The following is a 17,033-nucleotide window of genomic DNA, read 5'->3' as shown; positions in this document are numbered from 1 at the left end:
AAAGTTAGGATCAATACTCATGATGGCAGATCTCATGTTTGCCCGTGCAACCAAACCCCCCCTTTCATGAAGGCGAAACGAACATAGCAAACAGGATAAAAGGTTAAACCGAGAAAGAAATCATAAAAAGAAAACCATGCCCCAGCCCGGATTTGAACCGGGGACAACCAGATCTTCAGTCTGGCGCTCTCCCAGTCTGAGCTACTGAGGCTTTGGGATTACAATATACGCCAGATCTCTATTTAATACATCCGATCTGATCTGACCATTGTATCGAGAATCAGGGCGAATCCTTCCTTAAATGGGTAAAGCTTGTTGTAAAGTGCGTATGCTTAGACCCATTTACCATCCTCAATTAACTCAGGTTTATTCTTGCTACAATCTCCAGAAAACCCTATATCTCATTGATTATCAGAGTCCCACTCTTCTTTCGTTCCTGGTACTCGCCAATCAGGCTGATCTCATCATCATCCGGCTCAATTTCTTCAAAAAGTCGGGCATCAATGTTCTTTTCAATCTTCTGAAGGAGAAAACGTCTATCACTCAGTTTATTGTTGCCATCTGCCACAACCATACATCAGCCTTCATTCATTTAATTTTTCCTGAGTATTCAAAAGAAGTTCAAAATACGATGCATCTGTTGATATGAAGCCAGGGATCTCCAATAAAAATAGAAGCATAATTCCCGTTCTCTGGCTTCATGATCTCACCTCCCATCTATCCCTCCCCCTTCCACCGCCCCCATTTATCACGCCTGAAGAACAGACATATCACCATGAGTTCGTCCTCCGGCACCGGCAATCCCGGCAGTTCCGGCAGCTCCACCGGCGCCGGCATCCTTCATCGCATCCGCTCGCTCCTCGGCCCCCGGAAACCTGAGAAGAAGCAGGGGCCGACGCTCGAGGAGCGGGTGCGGGAGCGGGGCGCCGGGATCGTCCACCTGACGCATAATGATCTCGATGCCGCCGGGGCAGATGCAATCCACAGGCGGGTCTATGGGCACGACGGAGTCTTCACCGTCTTCTCATCGGTCGGCAGGTTCACAAAGAACCTCAATTCAATAGCAAACGTCCCCGGCAAGGGCGATATCCTCTCCATATCCGATCTCGGCTATCAGAACGGCGTCGATGAAGCTGCACGGCGGGCAAAGGCATCAGGATGGAGGATCATCTGGCGTGACCATCATCGGTGGAAGCCTGATCAGATACGGCAGATCGAGCAGTATGCAGAAGAGCTCACGGTTGATACCTCCACCTGCGGGTGCGGGCTCGTGGCACGGGCACTTGCACCTGATGACCCTGTCGCAGTCGAGATAGCGAGGGTCGTCTGTGACTATGATCTCTGGACCCACCGGGACCCGCGGTCTGCAATCCTCGGGCAGATCGGATCCATCAATAAAAACCTCCGACCGCTCAGGAACCGGCTGGAGGAGGGTATTTTCACTGACGACTGGATCGAGGAGACCTATGCGGAGATTGACCGCGAACGAACCCAGGCAATCAGGACAAGCATCAGGAGGATGAAGATTCGTGACGGCAGATACCGGATCGCCTTTGCCCCTCTCATCAACTATCCAAGCGAGACGGCAGCTGCCATCAGGGAAGAATATGAAACAGACATCGAGGTGATCGTCTCTGATAACGGACGGTTCTCCCTGAGATCAGCCCCGCCCATCTCCCACCTCATCGCAGGAGAATTTGGGGGCGGCGGACACCCGAATGCATCCGGGGGCACCTTCCCCTTCACTTTTTGGGATAAACTCTCCTTCCGGCTCCTTGGGACAACCTCCCACTTCAATAGGTTCGTTCAGGTGGCAGAAGCACAACAAACACCATCTAGCGCAGAATAAACGATCCCTCTACAAGCTCGTCCCAGTATGAGGGCTTTTTGGCGGGGGCATAGCCCCCGGTCATGATGTTATCAAGATCCACAAGCTCCTTCGCAGCCCGGAGATCGGCCTCGCCCCCTTCCATCACGATGATCTTCCTGACGGTGTAAGAGTCCATGAGATCGGAAAGCAGCGGTAAATCTGCCGGTGTAATGGCAATATCCCGCTGCACCTCCAGCACCCTCTCAAGTCCCCGTTCAGTCGGGTTCAGCAGGTGCCAGAAGATCCGCCGCCCGGAGACGAGCTCTAGCTCAAGCGGTTTTGGATCCTCTTTGAGAAGGATCACATGCCCAAAGACCCCGGCATCCCGCATCATCCTGAGGAACTGCCTGAAGAAGAGGATCTGATCCTCATCAGGATCAATAAACAGTGAAGCGGCAGAGGGGAGCGACCACCAGCAGTTCTTCCGTATATCAGAGACCGCCTGGATATCATCGAGGACATCATCTGCGGGTGCATCGGGAAGAGATGCTGCCCTCGCCCGTTCATGGTAGAACCAGCCGCCGGCAGCCGGGGTATGCACCTCCCTCTGCGCTTCAAGCGTCTTCATCAGGTGATAGGTGACCAGATCGCCGCTCTGACCTGCGCGGGCATTTGCCCATGCAGCGAGATCGGTGATTGAAGGAGTATCTACCTCGGATCCAAGGCTCCGTACCGGTATTGCCAATCGCTTTGCCATAGTGTACCCTGTATTTTATACGATCCAGCGCAAAAAGCATAACGATGAGTGGTACACCGAAACTGGTTACATGTGGACTTCCCTATACCAATGGATTATGCCATATAGGTCACCTGCGGACCTATGTGCCCGCCGACTGCTATGTCAGGCACCTCCGGCGTGCAGGTGAGGAGGTTCTCTTTGTCTGCGGTTCAGACAATCATGGGACTCCGATTGTCGTATCCGCAGAAGAGGCGGGCACCACCCCGCGGGCGCTCTCAGAAAAATACCATGATCATTTCAAAGAGACCTTCGAAAGGATGGGTGTCATCTTCGACCATTTCGGGATGACCGACAACAAAACCAACCATGAACGGACTCAGTCGATCATCAACCGCCTGATCGACCGTGGATATGTCTACTCCGAGATCATCAATCAGAGCTACTGCACCTCCTGCGAGCGGTTCCTCCCTGACCGCTATGTCGAGGGGGTCTGCCCCCACTGCGGCAAGCATGCCCGTGGTGATGAATGCGATCAGGGCTGCGGCCGCCACCTCGAGCCCGGCGAGATCCAGGATCCCGTCTGCACCGTCTGCAGCACAAAGGCCGAGATCCGCCAGCAGGAGCATTATTTCTTCAAGCTGAGCACCTTCCGTGATTATCTCCTTGATTACTTGAAGGATCTCAAGGGAACTACAAACGCGAAGAACTATGCGATCGGCTGGGTCGAGAACGAGCTTCGTGACTGGTGCATCACACGAACCCTTGACTGGGGTGTGAAGTTCCCCGGAAACCAGGAACTCGTCGTCTATGTCTGGGTGGATGCTCCCATCGGCTACATCTCCTTCACCGAGGAATGGGCAAATGCCCATAATGATGACTGGAAGAGATACTGGTGTGGCGAGGGCGAGGTGACGCATTTCATCGGCTCAGACATCATCTACCACCACTGCATCTTCTGGCCCGCCCTCCTCCATGCAGCAGGATATGGAACCCCGGATGCCGTCGTTGCATCGGGGATGCTGAAGGTCGAGGACCAGAAGTTCTCAAAATCCCGTGGCTATGTGGTCTGGGCAAACGAAGACTACCTCGATGTCGGGCTCCCCTCAGACTACCTCCGGTACTATCTCCTCAGCTATACAAGCCATACGAAAGAGCTGAACTTCTCCTGGAAGGCATACCAGGAACGGGTCAATAATGAGCTTGTGAATACGCTTGGGAACTTCATGTACCGGACAATCCACTTTGCAGAAGCAAAACTCGGTGGTATTCCCGACACTCCGGCAGGCCCGGAGATTCTAGAGGAGATCAGGAAAGCACGGGCGAGTGTCGACTCTGCATTCAGATCATTTGAGTTCAAGCTGGCAGTTGACGGGATCATGGGGCTTGCCGGGTTTGGGAACAACTACATCCAGAAGAACGCACCCTGGAAACTGATGAAGACGGATCGCAAGGCAGCAGAATCTGCAATTGCAGACTGCCTCCAGATCGTCAAGGCACTCGCCCTTATGCTCGAGCCGGTTCTCCCGGATGCAGCAGCGGGATGCTGGGCAATGCTTGGCTATACAACTCCGATTGCCGATCACCACCTGGACGAATGTGACACCCCGTTATCAGGTGTCACATTACAGAAGGCGGAGATGCTCTTTGCCAAACTCGAAGACGAAGAGTATGCCATCCTTGAAAAGACCTTTAATGGGCGTGTAGAAGCAGCTAAGAAGAAACAGGCATTAAAAGAGGAGAGGAAACCAATGGTCTCAATGGATGAATTTGCAAAGATGGATCTGAGGATCGGAAAAATCCTCTCGGCAGAGCCGATCAAAGGATCAAAGAAACTCTTAAAGATACAGGTGGATATCGGGTCTGAGATCCGACAGGTGGTATCCGGGATCGCCCCCTTCTATGCACCCGATGCACTCACCGGCAGCCTGGTTGTGATGATCGCAAACCTTGAGCCAGCGACGATCTTTGGTGTCGAGAGCAGGGGCATGATCCTGGCAGCAGGCGATGATGCCGCCCTCCTGATGCCGAACCGCGAGATCGAGCCGGGAACAGAGATCCGGTGATCAGCGGGAAATATACCCTGCACCGGTGAGATGGGATCGGATCCGCTCCTGGTGCAGAAGCCCTCTCGTTTCGATCTCAACCTCCACCCTGATCTCGGTCGGGTGGAGCCCTTTCTCATCTCTTTTCTGGATAATTTCATGGATATTGCCCCCGGCACCAGCGATTGTGCCGAGGAGTTTCGCAAGTGATCCCGGCCGGTCATCAACCACCACTGAGATCGTCATTGAACGATCCCGTGCAACCTGTGCCTGATGGATCACCCGCTGGAAGAGGGGGAGATCGATATTTCCTCCTGATATGATCAGAACGATCCTGCTCCTCTCTGGAAACATCCCTCTCCCCGAGAGGAGGTAGGCGAGCGGCGCCGATCCCGCCCCTTCCACAACGAGATGTTTTCGTTCGGCAAGGAGGAGGATTGCCTGAACCATCTCCTCTTCCGAGACGATCCCGATTCGATCAACAAATGCCCGTATCATCCCAAACGGCCGTTCGCCGACGATCGGAACTGCAATCCCATCTGCGATCGTCCTGCCGGGAGAGACAAGCTCCCGCTCCTCAAAGGCAAAAGCCCGGTATGCGGCATCACAGGCAGCCGCCTGCACGCCGATGATCCGGGCAGGATTCCCGGCACCTTTGATCGCAGCGGCGATCCCGGCGATTAAGCCTCCACCGCCGACGGGTACGATTACATACCCGACATCACCGAGATCCTCGAGGATCTCAGTTCCTATGGTACCTGCACCGGCGATCACATGCTTATCATCATAGGGATGGACAAGAAACGCTCCCCTCTCAGCCAGTACTTGTGCATAGAGGATCGACTCCTGGAGCGTTCGCCCGGCAATGACGATCTCAGCCCCATATCCCCGTGCCGCCTCCTGCTTGGCAACCGACGATCCAACCGGCATCACGATCGTCGCCCTTACCCCGGCAATGCCTGCGGCGAGGGCGACCCCCTGGGCATGGTTCCCCGCAGATGCCGCCACCACTCCGGCACTTCCAATACCCTTTCGATTTTTGAGTATCGAGTGGACTGCTCCCCTCACCTTGAACGAACCCGCCTTCTGGAGTGTTTCGAGCTTCAGGTACACCTCGCAGCCGGTCATTGCCGAGAATGTCGGCGAGTAGACAAGCGGTGTCCGGTGAATATGGGGGCGGATCAGATCCGCGGCATCTGCAATATCCTCGGGGGTGAGCATAGAGGCAGAATCTACCTCCATGATGAAAAGATGATCGTTCAACAGGAGGGTTTCCGGGGAACACATCTTGCTGAAATGGTTCGGAGGTGATCCCCTGTTCCAGGGGGGAACTTGTTCTGCACCTGATCCGATAAGAAGAAAGACCGATAGTAACCGGAAACCACTCGTTGCCAGTACCCACTATCCTTCGCTATCTCTCCCAAAATGCATGCAGAAGAGGGAGGTATACCGGTCCATATAACAGGGCGAATGGCACCGGAGCGTAAACTCCCCTCCGAGGCATTCGGAGAAGAGTGCCAGCCACTGGCTCTGGAGCATATGGTACTCTGTTCTCTCGCCCCGTGGCTGAGTGAAGAACGAGATGACCTCGGTCATCAGGAACTGGTCGACACAGGTCCTGGCGAGATCGATTCGCACATCCTGTGAGAGGATCGAATTGATGATACTCCCATAGGACTGGTACACGGCGAGTGCCAGATCCGGGGAGTAGATCTCGGGTCGATCATTGTCCGCATCCATCTCGTAGAGAATGAAGTGGTCTATCCTTGGCCTGAGCCGGGAGAGGTGCAGCCTCTTCTCCTCATAGGGCATGTGATGATAGGCAAGGGAACTTGTTGCGAGATCGAAATGCCGGTATATCCTGCCGGTACAGTCCTGGATGCGGCAGTTCTCTTTGCTGATATGCACACCGGGAAACGCTTCTGCTACCGTCTTCGCGGCAAGCTCCACCATGGCAGCCGATGAATCGATCAGAAAGATCTCATCGATCTCACCAATCCTGCCACATTCACGGAGTTTTTGAAGCAATGCCACGGTAAGGCTCCCATCCCCGCACCCGAGATCCATCATCGAGAACGGCTTTTGGAAATACGGCAGGCTGGCGGCAGATTCGGTCACATACCTCAATCGTGCAGCCTGCATCACAGGATTTTTCGCAAAGAGCATGAAGGCTTTGGGATCGAAGAACACCACATATGGCATCTGGAGCTTCCGTTCATGCCGCTCTAAAAAACCGACGAGCTGGGATGCTGAGAATGGCTCATCCCCCTCCAGCCGGGCAGCCTCGGAAAGCCACCCGAACCCGGAATCAACAGATCCCTGTGCCATCAGGAGGGTGCCGATATAGTAGCAGAAGACCGGGAGGAGGTTTGGGCGGATCTGACCTGAGAGGATCTCCGGAACGGAGCCGGGAGTTCTGCCATCTTCAAGGATCTGATCGGCCAGATGCGACCACAGAGCTGATTCCTGAGGAGATAAGAAGAGCATCTCTTCATTTTGTTGCTCCCAAAGGGTGATGAAGATTTGTATCCCATAGAACACTTTACCAGTTCAGAAATCGCTTTTTTGTCTGGTATTCTCGGGAATCCACACGTATTCTTTCTGATTCATATCGAATCCCTCCAAAGGATAGTTACATTCTTCTATCCATATCGCCTCAGAGGTTACACCTGATTGAGTTGATAAAAGCAGAACAAGAGAGGCAAAAAATCGCAATTGTAATCTCTCCAGTATCACAGCTTGATGGTGAGACGAGTCAACAAAAAGAAACGGGCCTGGGGGGATTCGAACCCCCGACATTCGGGTTAGAAGCCCGACGCTCTATCCTGGCTAAGCCACAAGCCCCGGAAGGATATAATAGTTCGATCTCCCGGTTTTTATTCCTTTGTGTGATGCATGACGTTCCTCCTCCATGATCGGCCTTTTTGAAGATGGAATACTGTTGTTGAAGTTCATGATGGGTGCTAAAAGCCCCTCCATCCATCGATACCTTTAACAGTATCCCTGCGTAATGCTCTTCTGTTGCCGCAATGCGGCAGATAGAGGAGTTATGACTATGATCCCAACGAAGATGGAAGATCTGATCAATACCCAGATCAATGCCGAGATGTACTCGAGTTACCTGTACCTCTCGATGTCCGCATGGTGCTCGGATAAGAACTGGAATGGCTTTGCCCACTGGCTCCGCCTCCAGGCACAGGAAGAACTGGCTCATGCGATGAAGTTCTATGACTATCTCAATGAGCGGGGCGGAACCATCAAACTCACAGCAATCGCCGCCCCGAAGGCCGACTGGAAAGATATCCCTGCCATCTTTAAAGAGGTCTATGCCCACGAACAGAAGGTCACCGGCATGATCAACGCCATGATGACAGAAGCGATCAAGCAGAAGGATTATGCATCTGAGATCATGCTCCAGTGGTTTGTCACCGAGCAGGTTGAAGAGGAAGCAAATGCCTCAGATATCGTCGCAACCCTTGAAAAGATCGGTCCTGCAACAGGCGGTCTCTACCATCTTGACCACCAGCTTGGCAAGCGATAAATGTTAGAATCCAATACCTTCTTTTTGGTGCTGGCGCACCAGAAAACCAGACGATCAGCAGAGGATACCAGATGATTACGACACAGATAAGAATTGCCGGGATGCACTGCGCAACCTGTGCCAAAGCCATAGAGAGCTCTGTTCAACAGCTTGATGGGATCTCCTCTGCAGAGGTGAATCTCGCCGCAGAAACACTCCGTGTTGCGTTTGATCCGGATGCCGTATCAATTCGGGATATCGAGGAGGCAGTCAGGGAAGCAGGCTTCTCACCTGTTCCCGAACCACTCACACTCAGGATCAGCGGCATGCATTGTGCCGTCTGTGTACAGTCTGTAGAAAAAGCACTTGCCGGTCTCCCCGGAATTACCTCTGTCTCGGTCAATCTCGGAACAGAACGGGCATATATCACCTACTACCCGGAAATAACATCGCTTGAAGAGATGAAGAACGCAGTCTCGGAAGCAGGCTTCACCGTCACCAGCAGGGATGATAACCCCGCATCCGGCACCATGGATGCCGTGGCTGCACGTGATCTCCGCATGAAGGCATACAGATCCATCCTCGGATTTGCAGTCTCAGGATTCCTGATGCTCCTGATGTGGACACACCCTCCTCTCCCGATCCCGATGCCGCTGATGATGTTTCTCATCGCAACACCGTTCTTTGCCTTCCTTGCATTCCCGATCTTCTCTGCGGCCATCCGATCCCTCAGACACGGCATCCTGGATATGGATGTCATGTACTCGCTTGGTATAGGGACAGCATATTTTTCAAGTGTCCTCTCGACCTTTGGGATATTCCTCTCAGCAGACTTCAACTTTTATGAAACAGCAATCATGCTCACTGCGTTTCTCACCCTTGGCCGTTACCTGGAGGCACGGGCAAAAGGAAAGACAGGTGAGGCGATCCGCTCCCTGATGAACCTCCAGCCAAAGACGGCAACCGTGATCAGGGATGGTGTCGGGACGGTTGTGCCGGTTGAGGAGATCGCCCCCTATGATCTCGTCCTCGTCCGCCCCGGAGAATCCATTCCCGTGGATGGAGTGGTTGTTGAAGGAGAGAGCCATGTGGATGAATCCCTGGTGACTGGTGAGCCACACCCGGTCTACAAAGGAAAGGATGCCACCGTCATCGGCGGCACCATCCCGACAAACGGAGCGATCACGATCTATGCAACAAAGGTTGGAAAGGATACCGTTCTTGCCAGAATCATCAGGATGGTCGGGGAGGCACAGGGGAGCAAACCCCCTGTCCAGCGGGTTGCAGATACGGTGGTAACATACTTCATCCCAACTGTGCTGATCATCGCGTTCTCAGCCTTTGCCTTCTGGTACTTCATCGCCGGATCCCCGCTCCTCTTTGCTGTGACCGCCCTCATCTCGGTGCTGGTTGTCGCCTGCCCCTGTGCCCTCGGGCTTGCCACCCCTACTGCCATCACCGTTGGAATCGGACGGGGTGCGGAACTTGGTATCCTGATTCGAAATGGTGAGGTGCTCGAACAGTCCGGCACCATCACCACCGTTGCCATTGACAAAACAGGCACCCTCACCGAAGGCCGTCCCGAAGTAACAGAGATCGCACCCTACCATCGCACCGAAGAAGAGCTTATCTCATATGCAGCATCTGTTGAACGCTTATCGCTCCACCCTCTTTCCAAAGCGATTCTCAGGAGAGCCGAAGAGATCGGTGTCCCGCTCCATGAAGTGGCCGGCTTTGAGTCATTCAGCGGAAAGGGTGTCTTTGGATATATTCAGGATCTCCCGGTTCTCATAGGGAACCGCTCCCTGCTTGAGGAACACTCCATTCAGATCCCAAAGAATGCACTTGGATCGATCGTCAGGTTTGAGAGTGAGGGAAAAACCGTCCCCCTCATTGCCGTGGACAGAACCTATGCAGGATGTATTGCCATAACTGATCCGATCAAGTCCACCTCGCATGATGCGGTGAAGATTTTTGAGGAGATGGGGCTCTCTGTCGTGATGATCACCGGCGATAACGAACACACTGCACAGGTGATCGGAGAGGAGATCGGAATCTCCCGTATCCTTGCTGGCGTTCTCCCCTGGGATAAGGCAGAGGAAGTCTCCCGGCTCCAGGAGAGGGGTGAAAAAGTCGCATTTATCGGGGATGGCATCAATGATGCCCCGGCGCTTGCACAGGCCGATGTCGGGATCGCCATCTCCGGTGGAACCGATGTCGCAGTCGAGAGCGGCGGCATTGTCCTGATGAAGAGCAATCCTATCGATGCCGCTGCAGCAATCCAGCTCGCCCGAAAGGTGATGGGCAGAATCCGGATGAATCTCTTCTGGGCATTCTTCTATAATATCCTCCTCATCCCGGTTGCAGCAGGGCTTCTCACCCCCTTCTTTGGGATCACCTTCCGGCCTGAATATGCTGGTCTTGCGATGGCCCTTTCATCTGTGACGATCGTCTCGCTCTCGCTCCTCCTGAGGGGCTATGTGCCCCCGGCAAAGAGGCGGGAACACCCCCCGGCAGATACCGGATAACCTCCTTTTTTTATTTCCGGGCCAACCGTCTCCTGTGAGGGGATCTCCGTTGAATCGAGGCAAAATCCTTATTAATCGTCTTTTTTATCAATTCGCGTATGTATCGAGTTATAGGTTTATGAGGTCTCAGAACAGATGGTATATACAGAAACAACTATTCCCCTCTTTTTTTTTGGGGGGCGTGAGGTACCGGACGATACCGGCCGAGCTGAGCACGTAGAATAGAATCTATCAAATTTGTCCGGACTGATAAGAATGGGATACCGTACTCACGCACGCCACACCACCTGCCCTGGGTGTAATGAAGAGATCTATATGGAAGAGCTGGTGAAAGGGCAGTGCCCGCTCTGTGGCTCACCTGTTGAAGAGCTTGAGGCTCACGATGAGTCGCTTGATTATGATGACGGATTTGAGCGGTCCGAACTATCCTGGCTCGTCCTCCAGTACTTCCTCTTTAAGAAGTTCGGGGATCTCGGAGCAAACCCGCTCCAGGTCTTCCGGCTGTTATCCACTGTTGAAGAGAACGGAGAGGTTGTTGCCACAAAGAAGGAGAAAGAAGAGCTCCCCTATGAACTGGATGCAGAGCTCTCACGTCTGGAGCGGCTGCTTCCCAAGCAATGCAGCTCATGCCGGAGAGTATTCTTTCGGGGTGCAAGAAAGAAGGTCTCCGGCGACCTCCTAACCGGTGGTATGAAGGTTTCTTACCGGTGCGGGAAATGCATGGGTGGGATGGGAGAATAATAATTAATTTTTTTTTAAAAATTTATTATAATTTACTTTTGATTTCTTCGAGTGATTGTTTGATATCCTCTTGTGATTGCTTCATTTCACTAAAAGACTCCTCACTCCATTGAGCAGAAAATAAAGAAAATCCTATTGCTAAAACCGATATACCGAGAGCTATAATGCCTACATTCTGTTGTGCAAATATTGCTATGACAGCTCCAACAATAATTATAAAAAAATTTAGAATACTACGAAAGGGATTGTTTAGAATAAATCGAAAAGGATTGAATGGAGTGAATTTTTTTCCCATATTTTTAAATTGATTTTTTTATATTTAATCTTTCTGCCTATATTCGAACTAAAATTTTTCGATAAATGTATGGTTTTTTATATTGTGCTGTATTGATAATAATATTAATACGACCGCCCGATAAGGGCAGCCTTCCCCTCTTTGCCACAGATAAGACAACCGCTTTTGCTCACCTTTGCGGCATAGGGTCCCCGGAGATCAGTTCCGAGGAGCGAGGCGTCGGTCTCAGCCTCGATCTGGTCGGCACATTCCCGCTCACCGCACCATGATCCGACCGCAACCCCGGACTCGACCGCAGATCGGATATCCGGGATGGTTCTGCAGATCGTAATCTTTCCTTCCATTGCTGCCTCTGCACGGCCTGCAATCATCGTCTGGATCTGATCCAGCAGTGCCGGGACTTCTCCGGCTGATCCGATCTGTTGCTTCTGCTTGAACCGGTCAACGGCGACAATGGTTCCCGCATCGATATCTCTTGGCCCGATCTCAAGCCGGAGCGGCACACCATGCAGCTCCCAGTGATAGTACTTCGCACCGGGCCGCATATCGCGGAGGTCGAGTTCCACCCGGATGCCAAGTGCCTTCAGCTCGTCCTGAAGCGCTTCTGCTGCCGCAAGCACCTCGTCTTTCCGCTTCCCGATGATGATCGGGATGATGACCACCTGCACCGGGGCAACCGAGGGCGGGAGCACAAGACCGGTATCATCACCATGCACCGAGATAACCGAGGCGATGCACCGCTCCGAGATCCCATAACAGGTCTGGTATGCGAGCTGTTGTTCCCCTTCCAGATCTTCGTAGGTGATATCGAAGGTCTTTGAGAAATGGGTGCCGAGATGGTGGGCGGTTCCTATCTGGAGGGTCTTGCCATCAGGCATGATCGTATCGACAGCGATCGTATAATCCGCACCAGGGAACTTATCCCAGTCAGGACGCTTCGAGATGAGGATCGGAACTCCGAGAGATTTATAGAACTGCGAGTACAGCCTGATCGCCTCTTCCACCTGTTCGGCAGCATCTTCCCAGGTGCAGTGGACGGTATGGGCCTCCTTGAAGGAGGTGATCTCCCTGAGCCTGATCAGCGGCCGGGTATGTTTCGTCTCATACCGGAAGGTATTCACGATCTGGTAGAGTTTTAAGGGGAGATCTGCATGGGATCTCACCCAGAGGGCATACATCGGGTAGATTGCAGTCTCGCTTGTGGGCCTGAGTGCCAGTTTCACGTCGAGTTCGGAGAGCCCCCCATGCGTCACCCAGTAGACCTCCTCCTCAAAGCCCTTGATATGCTCGGCTTCTTTCATGAACTCATGATCGGGGATGAGGAGCGGGAAGATCGTCTCCTGATGATCGACATCAAGGAGCGAGCGGAGTATGGCGTACGTATTCTTCCGGATCGAGAACCCAAAGGGGTACCAGACATACAGCCCCTTCACGGGATACCGGACATCCATGATCTCGGCGCGCCTGAGAATCTCATTATACCATGCACTAAAATCGGAAATCGGGGGGAGTGCATCCGTCTTATCTTCCATAGTATGCCACCTAAACGACCAGTACTATGATACCTGGTGTTATAAATGCCTCCGTAATTGCGGCAAGAACAAGAAGTGGGAGGACGGTCTTTGCAAAAACCACCGTATATCGCCGGGCATCTGCTGCGGCATCACCATCTTCGTACAGTTCCCGCCTGATCGACCCTGCCAGCATCAGCCCGAGGGCACCGGCGATGAAGAGGGCGGGGAGTTCGAAGATGCCGTGAGGGAGGAGGGCGGCGACGACAAAAAGACCTCCCTGAAGTTCGTTTACCACCTGGGCAACCGCCCCCACGACAATCCCGTTTGTTGCCAGCACAAAGATCGTCAGGATGCCAAACGTAACCCCTCCGAGGAAGAGGATGATGCAGGCCTGAAGGTTATTGAGGAAGAGCGCAATGGCAATTGCAAGCGCCCCCTGCTCCATAAGCCCCTCAAGATCCAGTGCCTCCGCAAGCACCTGCATAAAGCTCTCACCAATTGTCGGATCCTGCATGACGAGCATGGCACCAGCACCTGCTGATAAAACGAAGATGAGGGCGGCAAAGAGGATATTCTTCAGGATCTTCTCAGACATGGAGCACCATCCTCATCATGCCCCGGATGCCTGGTGCCATCCCGACGACGATCATCGCAAGCAGGAGGAGATACCATAGGCCGGTGTCCCCGTTCTCCCGGCGATACATCTCCAGGATATAGATCCCCGGAATCAGGACGGCCAGTTTCAATGGATACATGGCAAACGCGGTGCCGGTCCAGTCGATGAGTGCTCCGCCGACCACATGCTGCTCCACGTATCGTACCGGGTGGATATCGATCCCGTAGCTCGTTGCACTGGCATCAATCAGGTGACCAAATATCAGGAGGGTATAGAGCGGATTTTGCATATACTCCCACCTGAACAGGTACCGAAGCCCTGCATAGGTGATTCCTGTTGTGATGATAGCCATCAGGAGGATGATCAAAAGGACAACGATGTCAAAGCTCGTCTGCGTCATCCCCCACCACGCGAGGGTGAAGAATGCCAGCACCGAATAGAGAGTTCCGAGGAGCCAGTATGGCCGGATGAACGTCTCCACAATACCTGCCGTCTCAAGCCATCGTGCGATGAAGAGCGAGATGACGGTGATGAAGAAGATCACAAAGAAGATGAGCGGTGTGATCAGGAGGAACCGGTAATCGCTCTGTATCATCCCGGTATCCTCGATCACCCTGAGGAATCCGCCGAGGACGACATAGGGGATCGTGGCAAGAACAAACACGCCATCAATCGCAATCTGCTTTCTAGAGAGCCATCGATAGACGAGATAGACTGAAATGATCAGTATCAGGGCATAGGTGAGGGTATCAACTAATGTGTATGCCCCTCCATACCGGATGGGATCAATGTAATATTTGTATATGAAGTCACTAATCATGAATTGATCTCGATGGGCTCAGAATATTTCAAGATACTCAAAAATAAAGTTTTTGATAAGTCAAAATGGATGCAGCTCCCCCGTGATGTGGTCATCGGGCACGATGCCATCGACCAGATCCCGCGGGTCCTTGAGGAGCTTGCTCTTGGACGATCGGTTCTCCTCCTCTCCGGTCCAAGGACGAATGAGGCGGTCGGGAGCCGTGTAGCCTCCCTTCTTGAAGATCAGTTTGATCTCTCGCGCCATGTCACCGATGCAATTACGCCTGGGACGATCCGGTTGGTCGAGGAGGCGGGATCAGCAGCCGATATCATTGTGGCGGTTGGTGGCGGGCGGGTGATCGATACTGCAAAGATCGCATCATTCAACCTGGATTGCCAGTTCGTCAGTGTACCGACTGCTGCATCCCATGACGGAATCGCCTCCTCCCGCGCATCGGTCCCAACAGAAGAAGGAAGCTCGTCACTTGATGCCCATCCCCCGGTTGCAATCGTTGCAGATACCGGGATCATCGCTGCTGCACCTCACCGCCTCCTTGCATCCGGGTGTGCGGATATCATCTCAAATTATACCGCAATACTCGACTGGGAGCTCGCCCACCGGCTCCGCGGCGAAGCAATATCCGAGTATGCGATCGCCCTATCCCGGATGACCGCCGAGATCCTGGTGAAAGATGCCCATCTTATCAGGCCCAATTCTGAAGAAAGTGCCTGGATCGTGACAAAAGCCCTCGTCTCCTCGGGAGTTGCAATGAGTATCGCCGGATCGTCCCGGCCTGCAAGCGGAGGAGAGCATAAGTTTGGGCATGCAGTCGAGCGGCTGGCGCCCGGGAAGGTGCTGCATGGTGAAGCATGCGGGATTGGAACGATCATCTCGATGTACCTGCATGGAGGTGACTGGCGTGGGATACGCGACTCCCTCAGAACGATAGGTGCACCGACAACTCCGGCCGAGGTCGGCCTTCCCGATCAGATAGCCGCTGAAGCAATTGTGAAGGCAAAAGAGATACGGCCTGAACGCTTTACTATTTTTGATATGGGTATCACACAGGAATCAGCAGATGATCTGATCCGAATGCTGTACCGGGAGTGAGATATATGACTGAGGCAAAGAACCGGGTTACATTAATTGGAAAAAAACTTGCCCGTGAAGGGACAGAATTTGTCTATGTCGGGGTAGTGGACGCATGCAACGGATGCAAGGTGAAGAAGGCCTGTCACAACCTCATTTTGGGGAGGAAATACCGGGTGGTCGATGTCAGGCCGACAAGCCACTCATGCCAGGTCTTTGCAGACGGCGCCTGCGTTGTTGAGGTGGAGGAGGCGCCGGTGGTTGCGCTCATCGCTGGTGAGATGGCGATCACAAATTCCAGGTTTATCTATGAGTACACCTGCAACCGTGAGGAATGCAGGAGCTATGATCTCTGCCATCCTGACGGGGTCAATGAGAAGGAAAAATATACGATCACCCAGGTTCTCGGGAGTGCTCCCGATGAATGCCTCCGGGGCCGGAAGAACCTGAAACTTGTTGAGATACTCCCTCTCTGATCCTCTTTTTTAAATATCATAATTCAATTGACGATCACTTCTCGCCCGCTGACCAGACCGCCACCTCAAGCTCAAGGAGTGCAGGCCCGCCTTCAAGATCCGCGATCCATTCCCGTGGAATCCCTCCGGCTCCGTGGAGTGCGCCCCCGAGAGCGCCGCAGATGGCGGCTGTTGTATCGGTGTCCCCTCCATGAGAGATGGCAGCCTGTATCATCCCGACAAAAGTCTCTTCTTCCATGAAACAGGTGATGGCAACATGCGCTGCTTCGAGGGCATCAAGGGAAGGGATGAGCGGTGCGGCTGAAAGGAGTGCAATCCTGTTTCTCACCTCTGTGTTTTCACAGGAGCCGAGTGCCGAGAAGAACGCCTCCTCCTTTGAGCCGCCACGGCAGAGGATCGAGATCATCTGGTTGACAATGCCGGATGTTGCACCTGCCACCGGGTGGGGATGTGTTGTGGCAGCGGCATATCCGCTCATGATGCGGGCATTTCCGGGGTGGTAGAAGATCCCAATGGGGGCCCCCCGCATCACCGCCCCGTTTGTCCTCCCGCTTCCGGAGATCCTCGATACTGCACTCTCCGGGGATGCCCCTCCCTTCACGCGTTCCAGAACTTCCCGGCTAGTAGGTCCGAAGAACTCGGGATGGAGATCATAGATCCGGATCAGGCGGCTCATAAAATCAATTGCAGAAAACCGATGGCAGGTGATCAGGGTCTCCGCCAGCGCTATCATCTGGAGGGTGTCATCGGTATACTCTCCTCTCCGTGTTGAGAAAGGCCCTCCTCCTGTCATCCGCTGTGGGATCTGATGAATATTTGGGCTTCCTTCGAAGGGCGCACCCATTGCATCCCCTATTGCCG

Annotated in this window: 17 protein-coding genes and 2 tRNA genes; 7 read left to right on the top strand and 12 right to left on the bottom strand. The window is 53.4% G+C overall.

The features are described from left to right. Positions 1–137 precede the first annotated feature (137 nt). Both ACZ44I_RS08130 and ACZ44I_RS08125 read right to left on the bottom strand, forming a co-directional pair. A tRNA-Phe gene (locus ACZ44I_RS08130) sits at positions 138–211 on the bottom strand. A gap of 183 nt (positions 212–394) precedes the next feature. Continuing rightward, positions 395–574 (bottom strand): hypothetical protein, encoded by a 180-nt coding sequence (locus tag ACZ44I_RS08125; protein ID WP_460372443.1) that lies wholly within the window; start codon positions 572–574, stop codon positions 395–397. A gap of 201 nt (positions 575–775) precedes the next feature. Here ACZ44I_RS08125 and ACZ44I_RS08120 point away from each other — a divergent pair, with 201 nt between their 5' ends. Continuing rightward, positions 776–1,849 carry a DHH family phosphoesterase gene (locus ACZ44I_RS08120; protein WP_464550953.1) on the top strand — a complete coding sequence of 358 codons (1,074 nt, stop codon included), beginning with the start codon at positions 776–778 and terminating at the stop codon, positions 1,847–1,849. Here the strand turns inward: ACZ44I_RS08120 and ACZ44I_RS08115 are convergent. Continuing rightward, the gene (locus ACZ44I_RS08115; RefSeq protein WP_464550955.1) at positions 1,836–2,567 is read right to left on the bottom strand and encodes a type III secretion system chaperone family protein; all 732 of its coding nucleotides are present in this window, start codon (positions 2,565–2,567) and stop codon (positions 1,836–1,838) included. The two genes, ACZ44I_RS08120 and ACZ44I_RS08115, sit on opposite strands and share 14 nt — an antisense overlap. Before the next feature lie 44 nt (positions 2,568–2,611). On the opposite strand from ACZ44I_RS08115, the gene metG reads away from it, so the two are divergent. Then, positions 2,612–4,612 carry a methionine--tRNA ligase gene (gene metG, locus ACZ44I_RS08110; protein ID WP_464550957.1) on the top strand — a complete coding sequence of 667 codons (2,001 nt, stop codon included), beginning with the start codon at positions 2,612–2,614 and terminating at the stop codon, positions 4,610–4,612. Here the strand turns inward: metG and ilvA are convergent, their stop codons facing one another. The 4 genes from ilvA to ACZ44I_RS08090 all read right to left on the bottom strand — a co-directional run bounded on the left by ilvA (position 4,613) and on the right by ACZ44I_RS08090 (position 7,546). Then, positions 4,613–5,833: a threonine ammonia-lyase gene (gene ilvA, locus ACZ44I_RS08105; RefSeq protein WP_464576476.1), complete on the bottom strand. Its 1,221-nt coding sequence runs from the start codon at positions 5,831–5,833 to the stop codon at positions 4,613–4,615. Positions 5,834–5,992: 159 nt separating this feature from the next. Further along, positions 5,993–7,078: a class I SAM-dependent methyltransferase gene (locus ACZ44I_RS08100; RefSeq protein ID WP_464550961.1), complete on the bottom strand. Its 1,086-nt coding sequence runs from the start codon at positions 7,076–7,078 to the stop codon at positions 5,993–5,995. Positions 7,079–7,360: 282 nt separating this feature from the next. Next, positions 7,361–7,435 (bottom strand) — tRNA-Arg (locus ACZ44I_RS08095). Next, a complete protein-coding gene (locus ACZ44I_RS08090; RefSeq protein WP_464576474.1) occupies positions 7,421–7,546 on the bottom strand; it encodes a hypothetical protein in 126 nt (41 codons plus the stop codon). The genes ACZ44I_RS08095 and ACZ44I_RS08090 overlap by 15 nt, the downstream gene beginning before the upstream one ends. A 94-nt stretch (positions 7,547–7,640) precedes the next feature. On the opposite strand from ACZ44I_RS08090, the gene ACZ44I_RS08085 reads away from it, so the two are divergent. The 3 genes from ACZ44I_RS08085 to ACZ44I_RS08075 all read left to right on the top strand — a co-directional run bounded on the left by ACZ44I_RS08085 (position 7,641) and on the right by ACZ44I_RS08075 (position 11,380). Continuing rightward, a complete protein-coding gene (locus ACZ44I_RS08085) occupies positions 7,641–8,132 on the top strand; it encodes a ferritin (protein WP_464576472.1) in 492 nt (163 codons plus the stop codon). Between the two features lie 71 nt (positions 8,133–8,203). Beyond that, on the top strand, positions 8,204–10,639 hold the full coding sequence (locus ACZ44I_RS08080) for a heavy metal translocating P-type ATPase (RefSeq protein WP_464550965.1): 2,436 nt from the start codon (positions 8,204–8,206) through the stop codon (positions 10,637–10,639). Positions 10,640–10,894: 255 nt separating this feature from the next. Beyond that, positions 10,895–11,380, top strand: coding sequence for a hypothetical protein (locus ACZ44I_RS08075; protein ID WP_464550967.1), 486 nt, complete (start codon positions 10,895–10,897; stop codon positions 11,378–11,380). A 25-nt stretch (positions 11,381–11,405) separates the two neighbouring features. Here the strand turns inward: ACZ44I_RS08075 and ACZ44I_RS08070 are convergent, their stop codons facing one another. The 4 genes from ACZ44I_RS08070 to ACZ44I_RS08055 form a co-directional block, all read right to left on the bottom strand. Continuing rightward, the gene (locus ACZ44I_RS08070; protein WP_464550969.1) at positions 11,406–11,675 is read right to left on the bottom strand and encodes a hypothetical protein; all 270 of its coding nucleotides are present in this window, start codon (positions 11,673–11,675) and stop codon (positions 11,406–11,408) included. Positions 11,676–11,779: 104 nt separating this feature from the next. Continuing rightward, positions 11,780–13,207 carry a proline--tRNA ligase gene (gene proS, locus ACZ44I_RS08065; RefSeq protein ID WP_464550971.1) on the bottom strand — a complete coding sequence of 476 codons (1,428 nt, stop codon included), beginning with the start codon at positions 13,205–13,207 and terminating at the stop codon, positions 11,780–11,782. A gap of 10 nt (positions 13,208–13,217) precedes the next feature. Further along, positions 13,218–13,784: a stage II sporulation protein M gene (locus tag ACZ44I_RS08060; RefSeq protein WP_464550973.1), complete on the bottom strand. Its 567-nt coding sequence runs from the start codon at positions 13,782–13,784 to the stop codon at positions 13,218–13,220. Beyond that, a complete protein-coding gene (locus tag ACZ44I_RS08055) occupies positions 13,777–14,625 on the bottom strand; it encodes a DUF63 family protein (RefSeq protein ID WP_464550975.1) in 849 nt (282 codons plus the stop codon). Before ACZ44I_RS08055 ends, ACZ44I_RS08060 begins: the two co-directional genes overlap by 8 nt. Positions 14,626–14,637: 12 nt before the next feature. Here ACZ44I_RS08055 and ACZ44I_RS08050 point away from each other — a divergent pair, with 12 nt between their 5' ends. Then, positions 14,638–15,717 (top strand): NAD(P)-dependent glycerol-1-phosphate dehydrogenase, encoded by a 1,080-nt coding sequence (locus ACZ44I_RS08050; RefSeq protein ID WP_464550977.1) that lies wholly within the window; start codon positions 14,638–14,640, stop codon positions 15,715–15,717. Between the two features lie 5 nt (positions 15,718–15,722). After that, positions 15,723–16,172 (top strand): UPF0179 family protein, encoded by a 450-nt coding sequence (locus ACZ44I_RS08045; RefSeq protein ID WP_464550979.1) that lies wholly within the window; start codon positions 15,723–15,725, stop codon positions 16,170–16,172. 34 nt (positions 16,173–16,206) lie between these two features. On the opposite strand, the gene ACZ44I_RS08040 is transcribed toward ACZ44I_RS08045, so the two are convergent. Beyond that, the gene (locus ACZ44I_RS08040; protein WP_464576470.1) at positions 16,207–17,016 is read right to left on the bottom strand and encodes an ADP-ribosylglycohydrolase family protein; all 810 of its coding nucleotides are present in this window, start codon (positions 17,014–17,016) and stop codon (positions 16,207–16,209) included. Positions 17,017–17,033: the final 17 nt, after the last annotated feature.

It is taken from the genome of Methanocalculus pumilus (assembly GCF_055382585.1).
Note: the sequence above shows the minus strand (reverse complement) of the source record. Positions and strands in the feature narration are given on the sequence as shown.

Bases quoted from the DNA above. Each gene is read 5' to 3' on its own strand.
- ACZ44I_RS08125 (WP_460372443.1), bottom strand. From the start codon at position 574: ATGGTTGTGGCAGATGGCAACAATAAACTGAGTGATAGACGTTTTCTC.
- ACZ44I_RS08120 (WP_464550953.1), top strand. From the start codon at position 776: ATGAGTTCGTCCTCCGGCACCGGCAATCCCGGCAGTTCCGGCAGCTCC.
- ACZ44I_RS08115 (WP_464550955.1), bottom strand. From the start codon at position 2,567: ATGGCAAAGCGATTGGCAATACCGGTACGGAGCCTTGGATCCGAGGTA.
- metG (WP_464550957.1), top strand. From the start codon at position 2,612: ATGAGTGGTACACCGAAACTGGTTACATGTGGACTTCCCTATACCAAT.
- ilvA (WP_464576476.1), bottom strand. From the start codon at position 5,833: ATGGAGGTAGATTCTGCCTCTATGCTCACCCCCGAGGATATTGCAGAT.
- ACZ44I_RS08100 (WP_464550961.1), bottom strand. From the start codon at position 7,078: ATGCTCTTCTTATCTCCTCAGGAATCAGCTCTGTGGTCGCATCTGGCC.
- ACZ44I_RS08090 (WP_464576474.1), bottom strand. From the start codon at position 7,546: ATGAACTTCAACAACAGTATTCCATCTTCAAAAAGGCCGATCATGGAG.
- ACZ44I_RS08085 (WP_464576472.1), top strand. From the start codon at position 7,641: ATGACTATGATCCCAACGAAGATGGAAGATCTGATCAATACCCAGATC.
- ACZ44I_RS08080 (WP_464550965.1), top strand. From the start codon at position 8,204: ATGATTACGACACAGATAAGAATTGCCGGGATGCACTGCGCAACCTGT.
- ACZ44I_RS08075 (WP_464550967.1), top strand. From the start codon at position 10,895: ATGGGATACCGTACTCACGCACGCCACACCACCTGCCCTGGGTGTAAT.
- ACZ44I_RS08070 (WP_464550969.1), bottom strand. From the start codon at position 11,675: ATGGGAAAAAAATTCACTCCATTCAATCCTTTTCGATTTATTCTAAAC.
- proS (WP_464550971.1), bottom strand. From the start codon at position 13,207: ATGGAAGATAAGACGGATGCACTCCCCCCGATTTCCGATTTTAGTGCA.
- ACZ44I_RS08060 (WP_464550973.1), bottom strand. From the start codon at position 13,784: ATGTCTGAGAAGATCCTGAAGAATATCCTCTTTGCCGCCCTCATCTTC.
- ACZ44I_RS08055 (WP_464550975.1), bottom strand. From the start codon at position 14,625: ATGATTAGTGACTTCATATACAAATATTACATTGATCCCATCCGGTAT.
- ACZ44I_RS08050 (WP_464550977.1), top strand. From the start codon at position 14,638: ATGGGCTCAGAATATTTCAAGATACTCAAAAATAAAGTTTTTGATAAG.
- ACZ44I_RS08045 (WP_464550979.1), top strand. From the start codon at position 15,723: ATGACTGAGGCAAAGAACCGGGTTACATTAATTGGAAAAAAACTTGCC.
- ACZ44I_RS08040 (WP_464576470.1), bottom strand. From the start codon at position 17,016: ATGGGTGCGCCCTTCGAAGGAAGCCCAAATATTCATCAGATCCCACAG.